Genomic DNA, 21,979 nt, shown 5'->3' on the forward strand with positions numbered 1-21,979 from the left:
CGCGAGGTTCAGCGAGGCGGCCCGCAGACGGGGGTGCGACGGGCCGCTCGTGTGGCTGATTATGCACTGTCGATGAGGGCGAAGGTAGATTCGTGCGAGTTCGGTTGAGCAACGATGTGGTGTGCCCACGTGTCGTTGAGCCGCCGAGGCTGCCGTGGGCTGGGTATGTCAGCACTCCAGTCGGTAGCCGTGTCCCCTGAGCGTGGTGATACGCGGCAGACGGGCCGGACGAGAGGCTGTTTCGGTGGCTTCGGTGAGGCAGCGGCGCAGGCTGGCCATGGTGACGTCGAGGGTTTTGGTGGATCCGAACCAGTTCTCGTCCCAGACCTCGGCCATCAAGGTCTCACGGGAGACGGCTTGTCCTGTATGGCGGCCGAGGAGGGCGAGCAGTTCGAACTCTTTCGGGCGCAGGGGGATGTCCATGCCGTGCAGGGTGCAGCGGCGGGCTGCGGTGTCCACGACGAGGTCGCCGAGCCGGAGCGGGACCGCGGGCGTGGTGGGGGTGCGGCGGCGCAGGTGGGCGCGGAGGCGGGCGAGCAGGACGGTCAGGCTGAAGGGTTTGACGAGGTAGTCGTCGGCTCCGGCGTCCAGGCCGGCGATGACGTCGATGTCGTCGGTGCGTGCGGTGAGGATGATGATCAGCAGGTCGGGGAGGCGGGCCCGCAGGGTGCGGGCGATGTCGATGCCGTCCGTGTCGGGCAGCCCGAGGTCCAGGAGCAGTGCGTCGTAGGGTGTGCGGGCGGTTTCGGCGAGGGCGCCCTCGCCGGTGCGGGTCCAGTGGGATGTGTAGCCGTTGCTGCGCAGGCCGGTTTCCAGGTGGCGGCCGATGGTGTCGTCGTCCTCGACGACGAGGACTCGGGGGCGGTCGTGGTCCGGCACGGCGGGTGGGCGCATGCCCGACAGACTAGGAGCAGGCGTCGTGGCCGGCTCGGTCGGCGGTCGTGGGGCGGTCACAGGTCTCGTAGCTCCTCCACCGCGGGGCGTTTGGCGCGCCGGATGCCGTTCAGGGCTGCGGCCAGGACGGCTGCCAGCGCGGCGGCCGCGGTGAGGGCCAGGTAGGAGCCGGGGACCGCGAGGCTCGCGGGGGGTGGGTCGAAGACGCCGGTCAGTACCTTGACCAGCATTTCGGACAGGGCCCAGCCGATGAGTGCTCCCCCGGCCAGCCCGCCGGTGATCAGCAGGAGGGCTTCGGTGAGGACCATGCCGCGCAGCTGATGGTTCTTCGCGCCGAGGACGGTGGCGATGGCGAAGGTGCGGCGGCGTTCGGCGAGGCCGAGGGCGAGGACCAGTCCTCCGGCTCCGGCGGCCAGCAGGACCGCGAAGGCGAGTTCGATGCGGGTCAGGCCGGCCAGGTCGACGGAGGTGAGGCTGGTGCCGACGGTGCCGCGGGTATGGGTGAGGTCGGTGACGGTGGCGCTGGTGCCGAGCTGGTGGCGCAGCTGTGCGGCGATCTGCTTCTGATGGGTCCCTCCGGTGTCGAGGAGGAAAGCGCCGACGGCGTCGCTGCCGGTGGCCTTGGCGATGTAGGAGGCGTTGGCGACGAAGAAGCTGTCCTTGGGCGCGGTGGGGAATTCCTTGACGATGCCCGCGTAGTGGAAGGGGACCGTGCGCAGGGCCTTGGTGCGGGCGTCCTGGATGCGCAGGTTGACCGTGTCGCCGGGGGCGAGCTGGAAGTCGTTGACCGTCTCGGCGCTGACCAGCAGGTTGTCGGGTCGCTGGGCGAGCTGGTGCAGCAGCTGGGCTGCGGTGCCGCCGGAGAAGTAGGCGTCCTGCAGCGAGGTGGCTTGCGTGATGGTGTCGGGGCGGACGCCGTAGAGGTCCTGCAGGTCGGAGCCGACGTAGGCGAAGCGGTGCTGGAGCGGCTCGACGTGCCGCACGCCGCCGATCTTGAGGGTGCTGGCGGCGCTGGGCGGGATGGGGGCGCCGGGTGGTTGGGTGACGGTGACGTCGGCGCCGTTGGTCAGCCGGGCGTCGACCTCGGCCTGCTGTTTGTAGGTGGAGTTGAACACGGCGGTCGAGGTGGCGAAGGACACGGCGAGGGCGAGGAGGACCACCGAGCGGGCGAGTGGACGTCGGCGTCGGGAGAGGACGGCGGCCGTGGTCCCGGCGAGTGAGGCGGTCAGGGGGCGGGCCAGCCGGGCCAGGACGGGCCGGCCGTGGGTGAGGGCGAGGAGGGTGAGGCGCCACAGCAGCAGGGCGGCGCCGATCCACAGCAGGGCCGGGCCGAGGAAGGCCCAGTACGACACCGAGATGCTGGGGACACCCTCGGGAGCGAGGACGAGGGCGTACTGGTTACCGGAGGAGGCGCGGAAGACCAGCCAGGAGCCGATCAGCAGGACGAAGTCCAGGCCGTACCGCATCCACCACGGGTTCCTCGTGCTGCGGGCGCCGGACTCCTTGCGGGTCTCGGTGACGGTCACCGTACGCAAGTCACGCAGGGCCGGGACGAGGACGGCTCCTGCGGCCACGGCGGCGCCGAGGACGAAGGCGAGGGCGTACCAGAGGGCCCAGGTACCCGCGCCCGCTCCGAAGGAGGTGGCGCCGAAGGCGAGGCGGCCGGTCAGCGCGGCGATGCCTACGCCGGCCAGGCCGCCGGCGACGGCGATCAGGGCCGCTTCCAGCCCGGCGAGGGCGGTGATCTGGCGGGGGCGCAGGCCGCGCAGCCGCAGCAGGCCCTGCTCCTGCCGGCGCCGTTCACCGCCGGCGGAGGCGACCGCTGCGGTCAGGGCGGCGGCCAGGACCGCGCCGGGGACGCCGAGGAAGAGGAAGAGGATCTGGGCGTACAGGGCGTCCTGGCGGGCGGAGTCGAGGGCGGCGCCGACGTTGTTGCCGACGAGCGCGGCACCGGAGGAGCGGGCTTCGAGGTTGTGCGCGGCGCGGGTGATGGTGGTGAACGCGGCGGCCGGGTCGGAGGGCAGCCGGCTGTCGTCGCGGGCGACGTGGATCTGGGCGGTGACGCCGGTGGCGCCCCGGGTGAGGGAGGCGAACTGCGCGGCGGGCACAAGGACGACGTTGTCCGGGGGCGCGGTCGGCTGGGACTGGGCGGGGGCGCCGACCGTCTGGAAGAGCGAGTCGGCCTGGGGCAGGTCGATCACACCGTCGATCTTCAACTGGCGTATGCCGGCGCCGGGGAGGCGGACGCTGATCGTGTCGCCGGGGGTGGCGTGCAGGTTGGACGCGGTCTGCTGGGCCAGCAGGACGCCGTCGGAGGAGCCGGAGAGGGTGCGGATCTCGCCGGGGAATTGGCTGCGGTAGCCGTCGGGCAGGCCGAGCGCCATACCGGGACCGGTGGTCTGGGTGCTGCCCTGGACCTGGGCGGTGAAGCCGGAGGTGTGGGCGAAGCCGACCGGCAGGGCGGCGCGGGTGGCGGGCGTCTTGCGGATGAGTGACAGCACCGTGTTCGTATCGGCGCCCGGCTGGAGTTGGACCTGCCAGTCCACGGCGACCGAGCGCACGGCGCGCTGGGTCATGGTCGCTTTCGACGCGGTGAGGAAGGAGCCGAGGGCGGCGATGAGAGCGACCGCGAGGGCGATCCCGGTCAGTGCGGCCAGCAGCCGCCCTGCCCGGTGCTGGGTCAGTCCGCGCGCCCATGCGGTGATCATGACGTCTCCTCGGGTTCGAGCAGGCGGCCGTCGCGCATGCTGCGCTGGACGGTGAGCCGGGCAGCGACGGCCGGGTCGTGGGTGGTGACCACGAGGGCCGCGCCCGTACGGTCGGCCGCCGCCAGCAGCGCGTCCAGGACGCGGGTGCCGCTGGCGTGGTCGAGGCGCCCGGTGGGCTCGTCGGCGAGAATCAGCCGCGGGCCTTGGGCCAGGACCCGGGCGGCTGCCGCGCGCTGGGCCTGTCCGCCGGAGATCTCCTCGGGCAGCCGGTCCGCCAGGTCGGCAGCGTCCACCAGGGCGAGCGCCGCGAGAGCCGCCTGCCGGGCCTCTTGCTCCGGCCGGCCGGCGAGGATCAGCGGCAGGGCCGCGTTCTCCACTACGTTCAGGGCCGGGATCAGGCTGTCGCCCTGGAAGACCAGGCCGATGTCGTACGGCCCCAGGGAGGCGGCCCGCCGCACGGTGCCGCTGGTGGGCTGTTCGAGCCCGGCCAGCAGGTGCAGCAGCGAACTCTTGCCCGACCCGGAGGGGCCGACGACGGCGAGCCGGTCGCCGGACCCGATCTCGAGGTTGGCACCGTGTACGGCCACGACCGCCTGTGTGCCCCTGCCGAAGGTGATAGCCGCTTCGGCACAGGCCACAAGCACCTCATCCAGTGACATCAGGCGCCTCCTACGACACGGGAGAGCCCGCCGGAGCAGACGTGTCGGTGGCCCTGCCGTCCTCGAGTGCGATCACCCGGTCCGCGCTGCGGACGACTTCGGCGCTGTGCGTCACGATCAGCACCGCGCACCCCTGTGCGGCCCGCTCCCGCAGCATGGCGAGGACCACCCGCTCGGTCTCTCCGTCGAGTTCGCCGGTCGGTTCGTCGGCCAGCAGGACGGCGGGCGCGTTGGCCAGCGCCACGGCCAGCCCCGCCCGGGCCAGCTCGCCACCGGACAGCTGCCGGGGCAGCGCATGCGCCCGTTCGCCGAGGCCCACCTGGGCCAGCAGCTCCCTGGCCGAGGTGACGGGTTTACGGCCGGCGGCGCGCTGCGGCAGGCGGACGTTGTCCCGCACGCTCAAATGGGGCAGGAGATTGCGGGTCTGCAGCAGCACGCCGATGTGCCGGGCGCGCAGCCGTGCCCGCTCGGTCTCGGGCCGGTGGCTGATGCGTACCCCGTCCACGCGGACCTCGCCGCCGGAGGGCTCGTCCAACCCCGCCAGACAGGCCAGCAGGGTCGACTTGCCGGATCCCGACGGTCCCACGACCGCCACCGTCTCGCCCCGCCCGACCCGCAGCGACACCCCGCGCAGCGCGAGTGTCTCCTCCTCGCCGGCCCGGTAGAAGCGGTACAGCTCACGGGCGGCCAGCACCGGCTCGGACGCCATGGGGCTCACCGCCAGGTGAAGGAGTCGCTGATGGTGCGCCATGGGTCGACGTTGTCGGCGTTGACCGGGCCGGACAGGGTCAGATCCACCTCGTGGCCCGACTTGTAGAAGGCGTACCGCTCGAACGCGTCGCGCACCACCTTGCCCGTGACCGGGTCCTTCGCCGAGTCACCCTGATAGGTCAGCAGGACGACGCGGCCGGCGCGCCGGGACACCTCCGACACCTTCGGTGCCGCGAACTTCGGGACCTCGGCACGCAGCTGCGGTACGACCGTGTTGGTGACCGAGGAGACCGTGGGTGCGGTGGACGCGGGGACCGCCGTGATCCTCACGGTGTTCAGCTTGTCCGTGAACGTGGTGACGCCGCCCTTCTCGCTGCGAGCCCAGCCCTCGGGCACCTTCACTGTGAAGCCGGTGAAGGACCCGCCGGTCGGCTGGTAGGCGACGTACGCCTGATTGTCCGGGATGTCACCGGGCGGGTTCGACTCGGTCGGTGCTGCGTTGTTCTGCGGGTTTCCGCCGCTCGTGGAGGAAGCCGGCGGCGTCGACGTCGTCGAACCGGAACCGGAGTGCGAGCCGGAGCCGGAACAGCCCGCGGTCACCGCCGCGACGAGCGCCAGTCCGACGGCCGCGGACGTCCGTGCGTGTGCTGCCATCACTACTGCCCTCCAGAAAGTCCCGGGCCGGGCGGTCATGGCACTCACGTTAGGAAGCGGCGGGTTAACGTCACGCTCGCCGAGGGTTAGACGACGGCAAAAGCCCGGTGCCTCGTCCCGTCCCGGCTGGTGGCGGCCCGCGTGATGAGGGCACGAACAGCGTGTGGTGCGGGTGGCCCTGACCGCCATCCTGGTGGCCTCGTGCTCCCTCGCCGCCCTGTCCCCCTCTGTGCCGGTTCCCGACAACTTCCGAGTCGCGACGCGCACGATCCTGGGCAAATCTGGAGGGACACGATCGGCCTTGTGGGGCGTACGCGCCGCAGGGGGAAATTCGTCGACCCACGGGAGCCCATCGATGCGTGCCACTCTCCGCAGCCGCTGTGTCTGTGCGCTCGCCGCAGGCGCCCGGTCAGCCGCGCTGGTATCGGCGGGATCTGCGGGAGCCTTCGCCGCCGGCAACGCGCCGATGCCGACGCAGAGCGCCACGCACAGCAAGACGCTGATGGCGACCGACGCGGTGTGCGCCCGGTGACCATCAGAGAGCTGCCGAGCTGATGCATCCCACGACCATTGCCCGCCTGCTGATCACCGGCGCCACCCTCGCCGCGCTCGCCGGCTGCAGCAGCGCGATCCCCCACAAGGACGAGGCCCTCGCCTCCAAGGCCCCCCTCAACCCCGCTCAGCAGCAGGAGAGCCGGGCCCTGCGGGGCATGCCGCCGGTGCTCGACCGGAACGACCTCTACGCGGCCGACCGCCCGAACCAGCTCTCGCCGGCGGTCAAGGACTTCCCGTCCCGCGTGTACGTCCCCAACACCAACTCCGACACCGTGTCGGTCATCGACCCGAAGACGTACAAGGTCATCGAGACCATCCGGGTCGGCAGGCAGCCGCAGCACGTCGTGCCGTCCTGGGACCTGAAGACACTGTGGGTCAACAACGACCTGGGCAACTCGCTCACCCCCATCGACCCAGCCACCGGCGAGGCGGGCAAACCGGTCGCCGTGCATGACCCGTACAACCTGTACTTCACACCGGACAGCAAGTACGCGGTCGTCATGGCCTCCAACGACCGGCAACTGGTCTTCCGCGACGCCCACACCATGAAGACTGTCAAGGCTGTCCCGGTCAGCTGCCACGGCGTCAACCATGCCGACTTCTCCATGGACGGCCGCTACTTCATCGTCTCCTGCGAGTTCAGCGGCGAACTGCTCAAGGTCGACACCGAGAAGATGGCGGTGATCGGCCGGCAGAAACTGCCCTTCCACGGCGCCATGCCGCAGGACGTGAAGATCTCTCCGGACGGCAGGAAGTTCTACATCGCCGACATGGTGGCCGACGGCCTGTGGGTCCTGGACGGCGGCACCTTCTCCACCCCGTCCCTCCTGCCCACCGGAAAGGGCGCGCACGGCCTCTACATCAGCCGTGACTCCCGCGAGATGTACATCTCCAACCGGGGCGAGGGCACCATCTCCGTCTTCGACTTCAAGCAGGACCGACTGACCAAGAAGTGGCGCCTGCCCCACGGCGGCAGCCCCGACATGGGCGGCGTCTCCGCGGACGGCAAGGTCCTGTGGCTGTCCGGCCGCTACAACTCCGAGGTCTACGCCATCGACACCACCACCGGCGAACAACTCGCCCGCATCAGGGTGGGCAGCGGCCCGCACGGCCTCGCCGTCTATCCGCAGCCGGGCCGCTACTCGCTGGGACACACGGGCATCTTCCGCTGATGCAAGGGCGCTGACCTGCGACTGCCACCAGATGCACCACGAGCTACGGAAGCGCCCGGCGGACCGCTGGCCCGCCTCCCGCGCGACGAGACGGTGGACCACCACGCCTACGCGCCGAAGCTCGGCGTGCCGCAGGAGGCGGTGCTCGCGCAGCGCGATAGCCAGGTCGCGGCCCTGCCAAGACCAGAAGCGCGGCACGGCATCCACGCATTTGCCAGTGCGGATCTCACAGCGATGCTGCAGCCGTTGGCCGGAAGCGCCCGGTGGGACGGGGGATTTTGTGTCGCCAGAGCAGAGTCGGATGCACCACGACCTGTCCGAACGCGGGTTCCCACCCGCATGCGATACGCGTCGCCACAGCTTGCCCGACAACGATGGACGCCGAGCAGGGCTTGACGATCCGCAGGACGTCGAAGGAGGTGCGGCTGCCCTTGATCGGGTTGGCCGACAGCAGGTTCGGCAGTCGCCTTCTGCGCCGCTGACCTGGGCAGACAGGCCGGCGCCAGTGAAGGAGGCGCTCCGTACGCTGGAGGACGACCGCACGTCTCCCGCCCCTGCCCGAGGCACACTGGAGTATCGATACAGGTTGCGGCGGTCCGAGCGGTCCGCGCCGATGAGAAGCCGGCCATCATCGATGGCCAGGCCATCCGCTCGCGCCCACAAGCGCACGGGCTCCACCCGCGAGGCCCTGCGGTCGGAAAGGGGGCGCCCCCGTGAGGAGCCAGCTGTTCCTGGACTCGGCGGGCGCCGCTGGAGCGGGCCCTACCCGCCTGCAGACGAATGAGCCCCGGCCCGTCGTCGACCGTAGTGACAGGTGCCCGGCCACCATGGCATCGGGACGGGCCCGTCCCGATGCCACGCCGAGGCTGAACGCGGTCCGGCATCCGGCCGCGGCGGACATATGACCAGGGCTGGGCCGTTCCGCACGGCTGGGCTGATGGCGCTCACCGGCTGGCCGTTCCTGGCGCTGCTGTGCGCGCTCTCGATCGCGTTGATCACCGTGACGATGATGATGTGGAACCGCTGGCCGAAGGGCTGGGCCCCGGTGCTGCGGCTGGGGTGCCTGTTGCTGCTGATGGTGGCGGGCGCCGTGGTGACGGCGGATGTCGTCAACCGCGAGTTCGGTTTCTACACCTCGTTCGACGACCTCCTCGGCCGGCTGCCGCCCGTCACCGCGACGCCTTGCTCCGCCGGCATCGGCGGGCCGCCCGCGGCGCCGGCGCACGGACGCATCGAGCACGTTCGGCTGGCCGGTTCCGTCTCCGGCATCTCGCGCGACGCGTTGGTCTACCTCCCTGCCGTCTACGCGTCACCAGCTGCGGCCCGCAGCCGCTTCCCGGTGATCGAGCTGTTCCACGGGTACCCGGGCGGGCCCGGCACCTGGCAGCATCATCTGGACCTGACCGCCGTGCTGGACCGGGAGATCGCCGCGCGCTGCATACCGCCGGTGATCGTCGTCATGCCGACGGACAGCGATCCGGGGCACGACGGCGAGTGCGTGGACGCGGTGGGCGGCCGACGCAACGAAACCTATCTGGCGGTGGACGTACCAGCGCAGCTCGCCGCACGCTACCGGGTCTCTACCGCGCCCCGGAGCTGGGCGGCAATGGGGTACTCCACCGGCGGGTTCTGTGCCGCCAACGTCGCCTTCCACCACCCGGCACGGTACGCGGCCGCCGCTGCTCTGTCCGGATACTTCACCCCGGTCACCGACGCCTCCACCGGGAACCTGTACCGGGGCAGGCGCGGCGTACGGCAGTGGAACAACCCGCAGTGGCAGGCCGCACACCGGCACATCGACGTGCCCCTGTACGTCGTGGCGGGACGGGCCGACCCCCAGGCGCAGCGCGCCATCGAGCATCTGCAGGCCGCTGCCCGGGGCCGCGTTCCCGTCACCACAGGTGAGTCCCCGGCGGGCGGACACAACTTCACCGTGTGGTCCAGAGCGTGCCCAGCCGCGTTCGACTGGCTCGCCGGCCACCTCCCGGTGCCCGTGCCGCTGCTCGCACCCCCACCCCAGGACGTGGGCGGGTGAGCCATGGAACCACAACAGGACCTCACATCAGGATCTACGCCTTCAGGCTCGGCACCGTGTTCGGGATGATCGGCGCGCTCGCCTACAGCTCGTTCGTGCTGGAAGCTTTCTTCCACACGGGCATCAGCCCGCTGCGCTGCTACGTCAGCGAACTGTCCGTCGCCGACAGGCCGTACGCGTTCCTCTTCCGCGCCGGCGATATCACCGCAGGGTGCTGTCGGTTCCTCGTCCGTCGATGCCCTGGCCGGGGTCAGGAGCCACCACCTGGTCCATCCGCTGGGCGTGCAGGCGTCCACCTACTAGCTGGCCCAAGCCGGTGAGCGGGACGCTGCCGACCTCGGCGGTCAATCGGAGCAGGCGATCGGCCCTCCCGGACGCGACCGGCTGGTTCGCCGGTGGACATCCGTGTTCGTCAGGCCCACCACCGCCAGCACCGAACGCTGTCCACGCCCGGAGGCCGACACGCTCCCCCCCCCAGACCGGCGGCGTCCCGGTGGTCGTTCATGCGGCGAACAGCAGCGGTCGCAACCGCAGGGCCGGGCATTCCGGACGCTGCCACGGCACCATCGCCGGGCATCCGGCAACGAGGTCACCGACGCCGGCCCCAAGCGGAGGATGTCGTGCGTGGAGTGCGCACCGAGGTCCTCCGCTGGAGGCCGAGCCGTCGTGGGCGAGCATCATCCGCGGGCGTCCTTCGCGCTGGTGCTCCGTCGAGCGCGGTACACCTGCGAGGCGAGCAGCAGCAGCGACACGACGCCCGGACGGCCGAGGCGAGCCGGTTCGGTCCGCGGATATGCAGCGCGCCGTGCCACCGGGTTCCACTCCTGCCGAAGGTACCGTTCTCAGCAGAGCGAACCATGGCACGGCAATTCGGAGAACAGTGCGGTGAAGCGGCATCGTCGGCCCGGCAGCTTCTGCGGACCGCTGACAGCAGCCATCGCGGTCATGGCAGTCCTGGCAGTCGGAGGTTGTGCAGGCCACGACGGGATCGCCCCGCCGACCGGCACCCTCCTTGAGCCCTCTCCCAGCGGCGCTTCCAGCACCGCGCCGAGCGCCACTGCCTGGCACAGGTGGGGGCTGACCCCGATGCCCGCGGCGCCGAAACCTCCGGCGGACAAGCCCATCGCGCTCTCCGCCACCGGTGAGGTCCCGGTGTTCGCACAGGTATCGACGTCGCAGCGGGTCGTTTTCATCACCATCGACGACGGAATGGAAAAGGACCCTGCGTTCATCAGCATGATGCGTGACTTGAAGACACCCATCACGATGTTCTTGATGGACGACGACATCAAGTCGGACTACGCGTACTTCAAACCGCTGCAGACGTTGGGTGACCACATTCAGAACCACACCCTGCATCACCCGGTGATGAGTCACCTCTCGCTGGCCCGCCAGAAGGACGAGGTCTGCGGGGCCCAGAAAAGCCTCATCGAGCACTACGGAACTGCGCCGCTGCTGTTCCGTCCGCCCTACGGTAGGTACAACAAGGACACCGAGATCGCGGTGCGCGAGTGCGGGCCCCGGGCGATCGTCTGGTGGCGGGAGAACGTACGGCTCACCACCCTCCAGTACCAACGCCCGGACAAGAAGCTGCACGCGGGCGACATCATTCTCGTCCATTTCCGCGGACCCAAGCAGCTCCAAGGCGCCACCATGACAGAGATGTTCGCCCGTCTGCTCAGGCAGATCGAGGAACAGGGATTCGCCGTGGCACGCCTGGAGGACTACATCCGTGCACCGACCAGGTGATGCGGTCCCGCCCGGTGTGGCCTGGAGCATCACCGCCCTGTGCCAGCCCACGCAGCACGAGGCAACTCCCGGTCACGTGCCCGCGCCTGCTCAACGACCAGTAAGGGCCGGGGCGTTGTGGCCGGTGTGTCCGCAACGCGGCAGAGCGAGTGCAGTGCCGCCCTACGGAGGGCGCGGCTGCGGTCCATGGTGGTAGACCACGCCCGGGTGCAGGCCACCGGTCGTGGCGAACATCTCGGGGACGGTGACCAGGAGGTAGCCGCGGGTCTTCAGCGCGTGGATGATGTGGGGGGCGGCTGGTGGGGTGGTCGCGTACCGGTCGTGCAGGACGATGATCGAGCCGGGGCGCACACGGGCCAGCACGCGCTGCTCGATGAGGTGGGCGTTGTGGTACTTCCAGTCTGTGGAGCTGACGCTCCACATCACCACCGACAGTCCTTCCGCACCGGCTGCCGCACGCACCTTGGCGTTCCACGCTCCGAAGGGCGGCCTGAACAGAGTCGGCCGGTGCCCCGTGACGGAGGCGATCTGCTCCGCCGCGGTCGTCAGCTCGTAGTCGATCCGGGCGGGCGGGAGGCGGGTGAGGTACGGGTGGGTGACCGTGTGGTCGCCGATCGCGTCGCCGTCCCGCTGCTGTCTCAGTACATCGCTCCGGTACTGAAGAGCATGCGGTCCGATCAGGAAAAACGTGGCCACGCTGTGCTGACGCTCGAGTGTGTCGAGCACGGCCGCCGTGTACTGGGTCGGTCCGTCGTCAAAGGTCAGCGCCACGCACTTGGTGACCCGGCAGTCGACGACCGGAGCCGCTGCGCCGGCGCCGGACCGAGCGGCCCCGTAGGACAGCGCAACGGCGGTCGGTGATGGCAGGCCTGGCGCGGCTGTGAACGCGCCCAGCGTGGCTGCGGCTGCTGCCGCCGTCATGCGCCACGATCCTGTTCTGGAGGGCATCACGAGCACCCCGCTCCCAGGAACCGCTTCTCCTGTCGCACCCTTTGGCCGGTCAGTTGGCATAGGGACATTCCGGGACCCATAGCGACAGTCCCCTGACCTGAGGCTCAGCAAGTGTCTGCAAGGCCCGACTGGACGGTCATGGCACCCACGCTAGGAAGTGGCCGGTTATCGCCCTGCTCGCCGAGGGTTGGACGACGGCAAAAGCCTCACGACCACGGTTGACGTCTGGTATCTGCGCATCGCCGAGCACGGCTACGGCACCCACATCCACATGTCCGCAACGGGCCGGCTGCAGACGGACTGGGCGTTCTTCCGCTGTACCCGGTACTCATCATGGTGCTCAGCCGCATCCTGCGCTCAAGTCCGGGGGCAGCGGCGCTCCTGAACGCCACGTGCGCGGCGGCACTGGCCGCAGACGGCATCTACGAGATCGGCCACCGGCTCCACGGGCGCGCCGTGGCCACGGTCCTGGTCGCCCTCTCAGAGGTCAGGGGCTCCCCTGAAGTGTGCGGATAGTGGTGCTCGGAGCGTTCGGACCGCCAGCCTGACAACCGCCTGCGGAGAGGACGCTGAGTGCCGTCACCGGACGTCCACCGGAACACGGAGCACGTGTCTCTGTAGGGGCGGGGCAAGTCGCATCATGAAGGGCATGAGACAGCGCGTGGTGCGAGTCGCCCTGATCACCGCGTTGGTCGCCGTGGTGCTGCTCGCCGTCCCCCTGGCCCTGGCCATCAGGTCCTCCCTGTACGCCGGACAGCGCGACACCCTGGAACGCGCGGCCCTGGCCGCCGCGGTACGGGTGAGCCCGGACTACGCGGCCGGCGACCCGGTGGAACTGCCCCACGCGCCCGCCGGGGGACGCATCGGCCTGTACGACCCGCAGCAGCGGCTGCGGGCGGGCAACGGCCCCGGCACGGGGGACGCACCGGTCCGCCGTGCCGGGGCCGGGCAGGTGATCCGGGGACGCTCGGGCAGCGATCTGGTCGCCGCCGTACCGGTCTCCCACGCCGAGCGGGTGATCGGCGTGGTCCGGGCGTCCTCGCCCGCCGACGCCGTACGCGATCGGGTGCTGACCGCGTGGGCCGTCCTACTGGGCGTGACCGTCGTCGCGGTGACCCTCGCCGTCCTCGTGGCCCGCCGCCAGGCCCGGGTACTGGCCACACCGCTGGAGGACCTCTCGCGCCACTGCCGCGCCGTCACCGAAGGCGACCTGAATGCCCGGGCCGCCCCCAGCAGCATCCCCGAGATCGACCAGGTGGCCCGCACCCACAACGAGATGCTGCACAGTCTCTCCGAGCTTCTGCGTCACGAGAGGGACTTCACCTCCAACGCCTCCCACCAGTTGCGCACACCCCTGACCGGGCTGCAGCTCACCCTGGAGGCGGGCCTGGAACAGCGCGACGACGCCCGGCTGCGCCCCGTTGTCGAGGAGGCGCTGATGACCACACGCCGACTCCACGACACCGTGGAAGCGGTGCTGCGCCTGTCCCGCTCCCGGAGTCTGCTGCGGCCAGCTCCGGCCGACCTGGCGATGGAAGACCTGCTGAGGGCATCGGATGAACGCTGGCACGGTGTCTTCGCCGACGAGGGCAGACGCCTGGAGCACGTCAGCGGTGACGTGCCGGGAGACGTCGCAGTCCCCGGCGGCCCCGTGACCGAGATCCTCGACGTCCTGCTGGACAACGCCCGCACCCACGGACACGGCACCGTACGTGTCACGGTGCGCGACCTCGACGACGCCCTGGCCTTTGACGTCGCCGACGAGGGCGAGACACGCGGCGACACGACCGGGCTGTTCGAGCGCGGACACACCGGCAGCGGGACAGGCACCGGCATCGGCCTTGCCCTGGCCCGCGACCTGGCCGCCTCGATCGGCGGGCGGCTCTCCTTGACCAGCAGCGCACCGGCCACCTTCACCCTTCTCGTCCCCGTGCACAGGGGCGGTACGGAAGCCGGGGAGCCACAGTGAGGTGTCCCGCCCCAGCCTCGCACTGCGGGGGAGAGAGACGGCGGTCCCTGACCGGGTCGGGGTGAGCGGTGCGCTGATCCCCACGGTCGCCCCCGGCCTGGCAGCGCACCTGCCGACGACGCGCGGCAGCGCGGCCTGGGAACCACCGCAGGCCTTACCCCGAGTGCGAATTGGTGGTCAGGCAAGTCCAATAAGTCGCCCGTGGAACACGTGTCTGACAGGTATACGCGGGCGCCAGGCATGTACGGGTCGCGATAAGTGTTGTGCGGGCGTGTACGGCGCTGGGTCAACGCATACTCGCGAGAGAACCACCTGCGGGTGATCGCGAGTTGAGGCGGTGCGGACCGAAACGGCTCAACGCGCACCCGTGGCTTTGGATGCTCCGCGGCATGGTCACTCCACGCTGTCTGACGGCTGGGGAGCCTGTCGGCCGCCCTGGAAGCGTGGGTCGAACGGCGAAATGTTCACGAGAGTGGACAGCTCTGAGCTCGCGCGAGAAGCAGGTCACGCGGGCCGAGACTACGCCTTGCGGTTCGGGTGCCCGCGGGCGTGCTGCCGCCGGACCTCCCACAACGGATCGTGGCGCCTGCCACGGATCTGCTGGCCGCGTCCGGGGCCCCTGCCGGGCCTGCATGGGGCGGTCGGCGCTGTCGGTGTCCTCACGCTTGTGCGGGGCACCGACAGTGCCGTGTGTCTTCGTGTCCCCGTGAAGACCCAGGTCTCAGCTATCGCAGCGGCGGTCTGGTGATGATCGGTCAGGCGATCGCGGTTCCGGCCAGCTTGGTCGGGCTGATACGGACGACAACACGGAGAACCTCTGCCGGGAGGTCGAGGTACTCCTGGCCGGCGCCGGGGCCTTCGTACTGTTCGGCGAGGGCGACCGCCAGAGACCGGCCAGTGTCCTCGGTGATTGTGGCGAGGCCGCGTATCTCGGCGTAGCGCAGCGGGTCGGCCGGATCGTAGACGGTCAGGCTGGCGCGGGGGTCGCGGCGCAGGTTGCGCTCCTTGCGACGGCCGGCAGCGGTGGAGACGAGCAGGTCATCTTCGTCGCGGCCGACCCAGACCACCGACGTCTGCGGGCTTCCGTCCGGGTTGACGGTGGCCAGGACGGCGGGAACGGGCGCATCAAGCAGCGCCCGCACGGAATCGTTCAGCATGACTGTCATTCGGGAGAAGCTATCTGCCGCCCGGCTCGTTTCGCACCTGGATTTGTCGGCTGAGAGGTCAGGCCCTGGCGCCGGGCTACGCCTTGCGGTTCAGGTACCCAGCGCGCTGTCACCGGACCTCCCGCTGCGCATCGCTCGGCCCGGCGCGAATGCCGCCCGCGCTGGTTCGCCGACACGCCGGATCCGCAGTCACACGTTGATGCGGAACGGGACTTCAGGAGGGCCGTCTGCCGGTGATCACCACTCTGACTGTGAGCACAAAGAGAGGCGCAAAAAGGACGTACGCATAAAATTCTTCGTCTACGCATATGGTGTACGGGCCCCACCGACTGCGACGCCCCGGGAGTACCGTGCCAGTCCGCCGTCCCGTGCGCAGCACCCTCGCCGCGGCCGCCGTCGCCCTGCTGTCGCCGACAGCCGTAGCGTGCGGGGATGCCGGTGGGTTGCGGGGCGCCGGGGCGACGGCGCCCGCCGTCAGCCCGGCCAGGCTCTGGCCCGATCTGCGCCCGGCGTCCAGCCCCGCCTATTCCTACTCCCCGGCAACCAGGGAGGTCGTCAAGGGGATCACGGTCCCCGGCGGCAACATCCGCAAGGTGGACCCGGTGGCCGTGGTGGAGGCCGAGGTCAAGGCGCGTCCGGACGACTACGGGTCGAAGGGGCCGTATCACGCGACCGTGGACCGGCTGAAGGACTGCCGGCCCGGCGGCGAGGGGGTCCGTTGCCCGCTGCTGACGCCGTACTACCGAGACTTCACGGGCGGCGGCCGGGATGACATGACGCTGGGCTTCCGGCTCTACCCGACCAACCAGACGGCAGTACGGGTCTACACCGTGGAGAAGCACCAGCTGGTGCAGGTGCTGGCCGACAACGACGCAATCATCGGTGTGGAGCTGGCCGGCCGGTCGCTGATCGTGCGCTCGCCGGCCAACATCTCCGGCTACGAGTACCGCACCACCTGGGTCTGGGACCCGGGGCAGCGTGCGATGGTGTTCTCCCGCGACGAGTACCTGCACACCGACAACGGCCGGCACGCCAAGTCGCCCTCACCGACACTGTCGGCCGCGCCTGTCGGGTAGGTGTGATGGCTGGCGGAGCCTCCAAGTCACAGCAGAAGACCCGCGTCCTCTGCGACCTGCTCGCCTGCGCGTGACCGGTGAACCGTGGCCGGTGTACATGCCAGCCATCGGGCTCGCGCGCTACGTCTACCGTGCCGAGTCGCCGAGCGCCGGCCTGCTGGAGACTTACGCCGTGCCTACCGCACCTCGCCCGCGCTGGATCGGGACACCAGTTGGGCCCTCGTGTCAGCGGCGGTCCGCTGGGACCCGAGCCATCGCGTGGACCGGCCGTCATCGCGCGCCTAACGCGTGACAGCGCCGGTGGTCGGGTTGCCCGGGGCATCCGGCTCGGCCGCGTACGGGTCGGCTTCTCAGCGTCTTCTCAGGGCGCGCATCACAGGCTGGAGGAGTCACCGGGGACGACCGAGACCGAGCACCTTTCCCACCCGACGAAGGGGAGTCCATGGCCTCCCACACCGCCGCCGCGCCCGTCGTCCCGGCCCGGGAGTGCGCCGCCCCGGGGACCGTGGGCACCGCCGGCAACTTAACCGCTTCTTCGAAGAGGCCTGCGACCGCTCTGCGTCGGCCGTGGCGCTCGAATGCAAAGCACAACGACTGACTTACGCCGACCTCGACGCCCGAGCCAACCGGGTCGCTCACTGCCTGCGCCGTATCGGCATCGGGCCGGGCAGGCGCGTGGCTCTGCTGCTGCCCAGGTCCGTGGACATGTATGTGTCTCTGCTCGGTGTCTGCAAGACCGGCGCGGCGTTCGTCCCGATCGATCCCGGGGCGCCGCCCGACCGGGTCGCGTTCATCCTGAGCGACGCGGGCGCCGACGTGGTGCTCACCACCTCGCGCCTGGCCGCGGGCGCGACCTGGGCGGGGCCGCACCGAGCGTGCCGGGTGATCGAGACCGGCACGTGGGCCGCGGACCTCGCCCGGGTGCCGTCCTCGCGGCCGTCCGCCGCGGACCGGGACACGGATGACCCGCTTGCGTACGTCATGTACACATCGGGATTCAGTGGCCGGCCAAAAGGGGTGGAGATCGCCCAGGCGAGCATCTGCAACTTCCTGCGGGTCGTCCGCCGCACGGCGACCTGCCAGGAACTCCTGCCGGGCCGGCCGGTGACGATCGGCCGGCCGCTGCCGACGTACTGGGCCGTCCTCCTCGATGAGCGGCGCCGTCCCGTGCCCCCCGGCACGGTCGGTGAGATCTGCCTGGGCGGGCCCGGCCTCGCCCGCGGTTACGTGGGCCGGCCGGACCTTACCTCTGAGCGCTTCATTGAGCACCCCCTGGCGCCCGGCGATCGCCTGTACCGAACGGGCGATCTCGGCAGGGTGACCGACGAGGGGGAGATCGAGTACCTCGGCCGGGCCGACGCGGAGGTGAAGATCCGCGGCTACCGGGTGTCGCTTGACGAGATCGACGACGTGCTGCTGGAGGATCCAGCTGTGGCCCAGGCCGCCACCGCCCTGGTGACCCCGCGCGGCGGGGGTGACAACGACCGGCTGCTCGCCGCCTACATCGTGCGCGCCGATGACGACACGACGGTCGAGGACGTTCTCGCCGCCCGGCTGCACGAGCGCCTGTGCCGCGCACTGCCCGCCTATATGGTGCCCACGACGCTGGACTTCCTGGACCGGCTGCCGGTCATGCCGAGCGGCAAGGTTGACCGCACGCGGCTGCCCGCACCGACCGGCCGCCGCTTGGCCGGCGCTTCCCGGGTGGCGCCGGTCCGCGGTGAGCCGGAAGAGCGGGTGCGCAATGCCTGGGCGCGGACATTGGGCATCGTCCCCGAGGAACTGTCGGCGGAGGCGGACTTCTTCACCGACCTCGGCGGTCACTCCCTGCTCTCCGCCCGTGCCGTGTCGCTGCTTCGCGGCGGGGACGGCGGGAGCGGCCCCACCCTGCGTGACCTGTACGAGAACCCGACGGTGCGCGCCTTCGCAGCATGCCTGCGCGCCGCCAAGGACCGTCCCCGCTCGCCGGAGCACCCGCGCCCGGCGCCCCTGCGGCACAATCGCTCGCGGATCGCGCGCGCCGGGCTGGCCCAGGCGGCGGCCTTCTACGTGCTGCTCCTGCTGCTCACCGGGCCGGTGGCCCTCTGCTACGCACTGCACCGCGGCCAGATGGCGGGCTCGGGCGCCATAGGGCCGACGATCGCCTTGCTGGCCGGGTACATCGCCGTCCGCTGGCTCGTGCCTCTCGCCGTCGCACGGCCTCTGGCCGCTGGCATCCGGCCCGGCCGGTATCCGCTGTGGGGAGCTACCTATCTGCGGCTGTGGACGCTGGACGTGCTGGTGCTCGGCATCAGCCCCCTGCCGGTCCTCAGCGGTTCGCCCTTGATGGGTCCCTACCTGCGGCTCCTCGGCGCGCATATCGGCCCCCGCACCACCATCGCGACCAGCGTCGTCGGTCTGCCCATGCTGCTGCGCGTCGATGCCGACGCCACCATCGGCTACGGCGCCACCCTGCGCTGCTGGCAGGTCGCCGACGGATGGGTCACGGTCGCCCCGATCACCATCGGCGAGAGGGCGTACGTCGGCGCGAACGCCGTCTGCGAGCCGGGCGCGGTCCTGGGCCCTGGGTCGGCACTCGGCGAGCAGTCCGTTGTGGGCTCGGACGATGCGGTCCCTGCCGGAGCGCGCCGCGCTGGATCACCGGCCCGCCCCGTCGAGGCGCTCTCCCCGTTCGTCGAGACGACGCTGCGCACCCGGACCGGCAGCGACCGCTGGCAGGTGCGGCATCTGGCCGCCGTCCTGTGCGGCCTGGTCCTGCTCGAGGCCGCGGTCATCGCCGCGGGCCTGCCGGACGTCGCCCTGGTCTGGTGGGCCTGGTTGCACGGCGGCTTCGCCGCCGGTCTGGCTGCCACCGCCCTGTCCGGCCCGGTCTTCGTCGTCACGGCCTGCCTGATCGTCCTCATGGGCCGACGAGCCGTTTTGCCGAGGACGCCGCTGGGGGTCCACCCGACCCGCTCGGCACTGGGCGTACGCAAGTGGATCGCCGACAAGCTGCTGCAGCACAGCCTGACGCTCACCAACTCGCTGTATGCCACGCTCTACACCGTGCCCTGGCTGCGGCTGCTCGGCGCCCGTGTCGGGCGCAACGCCGAGGTCTCCACCGCGGCACACATCGACCCCGACCTGCTCACCCTCGGCGACGGCAGCTTCGTCGCCGACATGGCCGGCGTCGGCGTCGCCACCTTCGCCGCCGACCGCATGGAGCTGGCGCGAACCGAGGTCGGCGCACGCGCGTTCGTCGGCAACGCGGCGCTCGTTCCTGCCGGAACACGGCTCGGCCCGGGCTCCCTGATCGGTTTCGGCACCGTACCGTCCGCCGACCGGGTGCCGTCCGGCAGCACCTGGCTCGGGTCGCCCGCGCTGCGGCTGCCGGTCCGCCAGGACAGCGGCCACTATCCCGAGGAACTGACGTTCCGGCCGACCCGCAAGGCCGTGCTCGGCCGCCTGACCATCGAGTTCTTCCGCGCCACCATGCCCGCCTCGGTGCTCGCCACCGCGGCCCTCTTCTACCTGCTCGCCCTGACCGGCACCGCCCGCTGCGCAGGGCCGCCAGTGACGCTCCCGGTGGCGCCGCTCCTGGCCGGGGGCGCGGAACTGGCCGTTATCGGATACTGCGTGCTGGTCAAGTGGGTGGTGGCCGGAAGGTACCGGCCGCGCGTGGAGCCCCTGTGGAAGCTGTTCGTGCGCCGCACGGAGTTCGTCACCGGTCTCTTCGAGGCGGCCGCGGTCCCGGCGGGCGTCGGTGCCCTGGTGGGAACGCCGTTCCTGCCGCCGGTGCTCCGCAGCTTCGGCGCCCGCATCGGACGGCGCACCTGGCTCGGCACCATGTACCTCACCGAGTTCGACCTGGTCGAGGTGGGCGACGACGCCGCAATCGGCCAGCACGTCTCACTGCAGACCCACCTCTTCGAGGACCGGGTGATGAAGATGTCGAGCGTGAGAGTCGGCCCCGGCGCGAGCATCGGCCCGCGGACGATCGTGCTCTACGACACCGTGGTGGGTGCCGGAGTCCGGCTCGGGGCGCTGTCCCTGGTCATGAAGGGCGAGCGGCTGACGCCGGGAACGAGCTGGCGCGGGCTCCCGGCAGAAGGACTCCACGGGTCGATCCACCGTGCGGCCCGCACCGGTCGTACACGCCGACTGCCGACGGCGGCGCAGCCATGACACACGCCGGCACACCTTCCGAGATCACCGCCGGGCGCCGCACCCTAGTACTGCAACGGTGCTTGTCGTGACTGATGGCCAGGTCAGGGGCTGTGCCCGCGCCGCTTGTAGTGGCTGATGCTGGCCTGGTGTTGTCGTCGTCGGCGCCAGGTCGACCAGTGCAGGATGTGCTCGACGGGTGTGGGTCGGCGGTCGGTGAGGCGGGTGATCAGCCGTCGTATCTCGGCGAGGCTGAGGTGGACGAGCTGGGAGGATCCGTTTCTGCTTTCCCGGCATCCGGCTCGCGGGCTCGCAAGACGGTCAGGCAGGCGTGGGCGGCCATGGCCAGGGTCATGTGGCGGTGCCAGCCGGGGTAACGGCGGACCTGGTAGTCGTCCAGGCCGCATTCCTGCTTCGCGCTCTGGAAGCATTCCTCGATGGCCCATCGGCTGCCCGCGATGCGGATCAGGTCGTCAAGCGTGGTCTCGGCGGGGCAGTAGGCGATGTAGTAGGAGATCTCCTGAGGGCGGGCGATCACCCAGTGGCGGCGGTCGGGGCGGTGCCAAGGCCGCACCTCGACGCGGGCCCAGTCGTAGATGCGCAGGCCGTGGGCCCCGTTGCCGCAGGAACGGCGCTTCCATTTCTGCCGGGCAAGGCCGTTGAACAGGTCGTGGACGGGGTGGTCGATCGCCCAGCGGGTGACCACGGTGTCGTGGCGGGTGGTGGCCATGACGTGGAAGACATCCGCCCGTTCCAGCTCGGATCGCCAGCCCTTGGAGAAGCCGTAGGCGGCATCCGCGGTCAGCCGGCGAAACGGGATCTTGTCCGCGATGGCGCGGCGGACCATCGCCTTGGCCATGGCCACCTTGGTCTCGAAGGCGACCTCGTCGTCGATGCCGGCCCAGCGGCACCTTTCGCAGTCATCGGTCCAGGAGGTGGGCAGATACAGACGCCGGTCGATCAGTGTCCGCCCACGGTCGGTTGCATAGGCGAGGAAGACGCCGACCTGGCAGTTCTCCGTCCGCCCGGCGGTGCCGGAGTACTGCCGCTGCACCCCGGCCGACCGCGTCCCCTTCTTCAAAAAGCCCGTGTCGTCCACGACCAGGACGGCTTCGGGGTCGCCGAGGTTGTCGATCACGTACTAGCGCACGTCGTCGAGCACCTCATCGGCGTCCCACTCGATCCGGTTCAGCATCCGGTGGATGCGGTCCGGGCCCGCATGGCCGGCTTCTTCGGCCAGGGTCCAGCCGTTCTTCCGCTGCAGGGGTGCGATCAGGCCCCGTATATAGGCAAGTGACGACTCCCGCGGCTCCGACCTGCTGAAACGGTGCACGAACCGCTCATGCACTGCGTCCAGTTCACGCGCCCACAGCCTGACATCAGCAAGGTCCCCACCCACAACCACACCAACGACCTACCTAGCCATCAGTCACGGCAAACACCGTTGCAGTACTAGCCCTGGTCTACCGCGGGCCGGCCTCGTCGCCCGGCTGCCCCGCGGGCCGGCGTCGACCTGGACGGCAGCCTCCTGCCACCC

At 70.6% G+C, this 21,979-nt stretch carries 17 protein-coding genes and 1 pseudogene; 9 read left to right on the plus strand and 9 right to left on the minus strand.

Features of this window, described 5'->3' with window-relative positions; genetic code table 11:
* Window positions 1-168 precede the first annotated feature (168 nt).
* The 5 genes from ACH47Z_RS36150 to ACH47Z_RS36170 are packed head-to-tail and all read right to left on the minus strand — an operon-like array spanning window position 169 to window position 5,626.
* Entirely contained in the window at window positions 169-894 is a 726-nt protein-coding gene (locus ACH47Z_RS36150; RefSeq protein WP_399081432.1) for a response regulator transcription factor, read from the minus strand.
* A 56-nt stretch (window positions 895-950) separates the two neighbouring features.
* Entirely contained in the window at window positions 951-3,602 is a 2,652-nt protein-coding gene (locus ACH47Z_RS36155; protein WP_399081434.1) for an FtsX-like permease family protein, read from the minus strand.
* Window positions 3,599-4,261 (minus strand): ABC transporter ATP-binding protein, encoded by a 663-nt coding sequence (locus tag ACH47Z_RS36160; protein WP_399081436.1) that lies wholly within the window; start codon window positions 4,259-4,261, stop codon window positions 3,599-3,601. The genes ACH47Z_RS36155 and ACH47Z_RS36160 overlap by 4 nt, the downstream gene beginning before the upstream one ends.
* Window positions 4,262-4,271: 10 nt before the next feature.
* Window positions 4,272-4,970 (minus strand): ABC transporter ATP-binding protein, encoded by a 699-nt coding sequence (locus ACH47Z_RS36165; RefSeq protein ID WP_399081438.1) that lies wholly within the window; start codon window positions 4,968-4,970, stop codon window positions 4,272-4,274.
* A gap of 5 nt (window positions 4,971-4,975) precedes the next feature.
* Complete coding sequence (locus tag ACH47Z_RS36170; protein WP_399081439.1) at window positions 4,976-5,626, minus strand: hypothetical protein; 651 nt, start codon at window positions 5,624-5,626, stop codon at window positions 4,976-4,978.
* 355 nt (window positions 5,627-5,981) lie between these two features.
* Between ACH47Z_RS36170 and ACH47Z_RS36175 the strand changes: the two genes are divergently transcribed.
* The 4 genes from ACH47Z_RS36175 (at window position 5,982) to ACH47Z_RS36190 (ending at window position 9,708) form a co-directional block, all read left to right on the plus strand.
* Window positions 5,982-6,158: a hypothetical protein gene (locus tag ACH47Z_RS36175; protein ID WP_399081441.1), complete on the plus strand. Its 177-nt coding sequence runs from the start codon at window positions 5,982-5,984 to the stop codon at window positions 6,156-6,158.
* 22 nt (window positions 6,159-6,180) lie between these two features.
* On the plus strand, window positions 6,181-7,353 hold the full coding sequence (locus ACH47Z_RS36180) for a hypothetical protein (RefSeq protein ID WP_399081443.1): 1,173 nt from the start codon (window positions 6,181-6,183) through the stop codon (window positions 7,351-7,353).
* A 901-nt stretch (window positions 7,354-8,254) separates the two neighbouring features.
* Window positions 8,255-9,388 (plus strand): alpha/beta hydrolase, encoded by a 1,134-nt coding sequence (locus tag ACH47Z_RS36185; RefSeq protein WP_399081445.1) that lies wholly within the window; start codon window positions 8,255-8,257, stop codon window positions 9,386-9,388.
* A gap of 65 nt (window positions 9,389-9,453) precedes the next feature.
* Entirely contained in the window at window positions 9,454-9,708 is a 255-nt protein-coding gene (locus ACH47Z_RS36190) for a DUF998 domain-containing protein (RefSeq protein WP_399081500.1), read from the plus strand.
* A gap of 522 nt (window positions 9,709-10,230) precedes the next feature.
* On the opposite strand, the gene ACH47Z_RS36195 is transcribed toward ACH47Z_RS36190, so the two are convergent.
* Window positions 10,231-10,677, minus strand: coding sequence for a hypothetical protein (locus tag ACH47Z_RS36195; protein WP_399081509.1), 447 nt, complete (start codon window positions 10,675-10,677; stop codon window positions 10,231-10,233).
* On the opposite strand from ACH47Z_RS36195, the gene ACH47Z_RS36200 reads away from it, so the two are divergent.
* Entirely contained in the window at window positions 10,598-11,137 is a 540-nt protein-coding gene (locus ACH47Z_RS36200; RefSeq protein ID WP_399081502.1) for a polysaccharide deacetylase family protein, read from the plus strand. The two genes, ACH47Z_RS36195 and ACH47Z_RS36200, sit on opposite strands and share 80 nt — an antisense overlap.
* 162 nt (window positions 11,138-11,299) lie before the next feature.
* Here the strand turns inward: ACH47Z_RS36200 and ACH47Z_RS36205 are convergent, their stop codons facing one another.
* Window positions 11,300-12,058: a polysaccharide deacetylase family protein gene (locus ACH47Z_RS36205; RefSeq protein ID WP_399081447.1), complete on the minus strand. Its 759-nt coding sequence runs from the start codon at window positions 12,056-12,058 to the stop codon at window positions 11,300-11,302.
* 363 nt (window positions 12,059-12,421) lie between these two features.
* On the opposite strand from ACH47Z_RS36205, the gene ACH47Z_RS36210 reads away from it, so the two are divergent.
* Both ACH47Z_RS36210 and ACH47Z_RS36215 read left to right on the plus strand, forming a co-directional pair.
* Window positions 12,422-12,604 carry a hypothetical protein gene (locus ACH47Z_RS36210; RefSeq protein WP_399081449.1) on the plus strand — a complete coding sequence of 61 codons (183 nt, stop codon included), beginning with the start codon at window positions 12,422-12,424 and terminating at the stop codon, window positions 12,602-12,604.
* 133 nt (window positions 12,605-12,737) lie between these two features.
* Window positions 12,738-14,057 carry a histidine kinase dimerization/phospho-acceptor domain-containing protein gene (locus ACH47Z_RS36215; protein WP_399081451.1) on the plus strand — a complete coding sequence of 440 codons (1,320 nt, stop codon included), beginning with the start codon at window positions 12,738-12,740 and terminating at the stop codon, window positions 14,055-14,057.
* A gap of 755 nt (window positions 14,058-14,812) precedes the next feature.
* On the opposite strand, the gene ACH47Z_RS36220 is transcribed toward ACH47Z_RS36215, so the two are convergent.
* Complete coding sequence (locus ACH47Z_RS36220) at window positions 14,813-15,214, minus strand: PPOX class F420-dependent oxidoreductase (protein ID WP_399081453.1); 402 nt, start codon at window positions 15,212-15,214, stop codon at window positions 14,813-14,815.
* A 359-nt stretch (window positions 15,215-15,573) separates the two neighbouring features.
* Here ACH47Z_RS36220 and ACH47Z_RS36225 point away from each other — a divergent pair, with 359 nt between their 5' ends.
* Both ACH47Z_RS36225 and ACH47Z_RS36230 read left to right on the plus strand, forming a co-directional pair.
* On the plus strand, window positions 15,574-16,299 hold the full coding sequence (locus ACH47Z_RS36225) for a hypothetical protein (protein ID WP_399081455.1): 726 nt from the start codon (window positions 15,574-15,576) through the stop codon (window positions 16,297-16,299).
* 486 nt (window positions 16,300-16,785) lie between these two features.
* Entirely contained in the window at window positions 16,786-20,463 is a 3,678-nt protein-coding gene (locus ACH47Z_RS36230; protein WP_399081457.1) for a Pls/PosA family non-ribosomal peptide synthetase, read from the plus strand.
* Between the two features lie 208 nt (window positions 20,464-20,671).
* Here ACH47Z_RS36230 and ACH47Z_RS36235 read toward each other — a convergent pair.
* Window positions 20,672-21,841 (minus strand): annotated as a pseudogene (locus tag ACH47Z_RS36235) (IS701 family transposase).
* Window positions 21,842-21,979: the final 138 nt, after the last annotated feature.

It is taken from the genome of Streptomyces sp. NPDC020192 (assembly GCF_044388685.1).
Taxonomy (GTDB): domain Bacteria; phylum Actinomycetota; class Actinomycetes; order Streptomycetales; family Streptomycetaceae; genus Streptomyces.

What these genes read in the sequence shown, in the direction of transcription:
- ACH47Z_RS36205 (WP_399081447.1), bottom strand. Translation starts at nt 12,058, where the DNA reads ATGACGGCGGCAGCAGCCGCAGCCACGCTGGGCGCGTTCACAGCCGCG.
- ACH47Z_RS36185 (WP_399081445.1), top strand. Translation starts at nt 8,255, where the DNA reads ATGACCAGGGCTGGGCCGTTCCGCACGGCTGGGCTGATGGCGCTCACC.
- ACH47Z_RS36210 (WP_399081449.1), top strand. Translation starts at nt 12,422, where the DNA reads ATGGTGCTCAGCCGCATCCTGCGCTCAAGTCCGGGGGCAGCGGCGCTC.
- ACH47Z_RS36220 (WP_399081453.1), bottom strand. Translation starts at nt 15,214, where the DNA reads ATGCTGAACGATTCCGTGCGGGCGCTGCTTGATGCGCCCGTTCCCGCC.
- ACH47Z_RS36160 (WP_399081436.1), bottom strand. Translation starts at nt 4,261, where the DNA reads ATGTCACTGGATGAGGTGCTTGTGGCCTGTGCCGAAGCGGCTATCACC.
- ACH47Z_RS36150 (WP_399081432.1), bottom strand. Translation starts at nt 894, where the DNA reads ATGCGCCCACCCGCCGTGCCGGACCACGACCGCCCCCGAGTCCTCGTC.
- ACH47Z_RS36195 (WP_399081509.1), bottom strand. Translation starts at nt 10,677, where the DNA reads ATGTCGTCGTCCATCAAGAACATCGTGATGGGTGTCTTCAAGTCACGC.
- ACH47Z_RS36165 (WP_399081438.1), bottom strand. Translation starts at nt 4,970, where the DNA reads ATGGCGTCCGAGCCGGTGCTGGCCGCCCGTGAGCTGTACCGCTTCTAC.
- ACH47Z_RS36215 (WP_399081451.1), top strand. Translation starts at nt 12,738, where the DNA reads ATGAGACAGCGCGTGGTGCGAGTCGCCCTGATCACCGCGTTGGTCGCC.
- ACH47Z_RS36190 (WP_399081500.1), top strand. Translation starts at nt 9,454, where the DNA reads ATGATCGGCGCGCTCGCCTACAGCTCGTTCGTGCTGGAAGCTTTCTTC.
- ACH47Z_RS36180 (WP_399081443.1), top strand. Translation starts at nt 6,181, where the DNA reads ATGCATCCCACGACCATTGCCCGCCTGCTGATCACCGGCGCCACCCTC.
- ACH47Z_RS36175 (WP_399081441.1), top strand. Translation starts at nt 5,982, where the DNA reads ATGCGTGCCACTCTCCGCAGCCGCTGTGTCTGTGCGCTCGCCGCAGGC.
- ACH47Z_RS36155 (WP_399081434.1), bottom strand. Translation starts at nt 3,602, where the DNA reads ATGATCACCGCATGGGCGCGCGGACTGACCCAGCACCGGGCAGGGCGG.
- ACH47Z_RS36170 (WP_399081439.1), bottom strand. Translation starts at nt 5,626, where the DNA reads ATGGCAGCACACGCACGGACGTCCGCGGCCGTCGGACTGGCGCTCGTC.
- ACH47Z_RS36200 (WP_399081502.1), top strand. Translation starts at nt 10,598, where the DNA reads ATGGAAAAGGACCCTGCGTTCATCAGCATGATGCGTGACTTGAAGACA.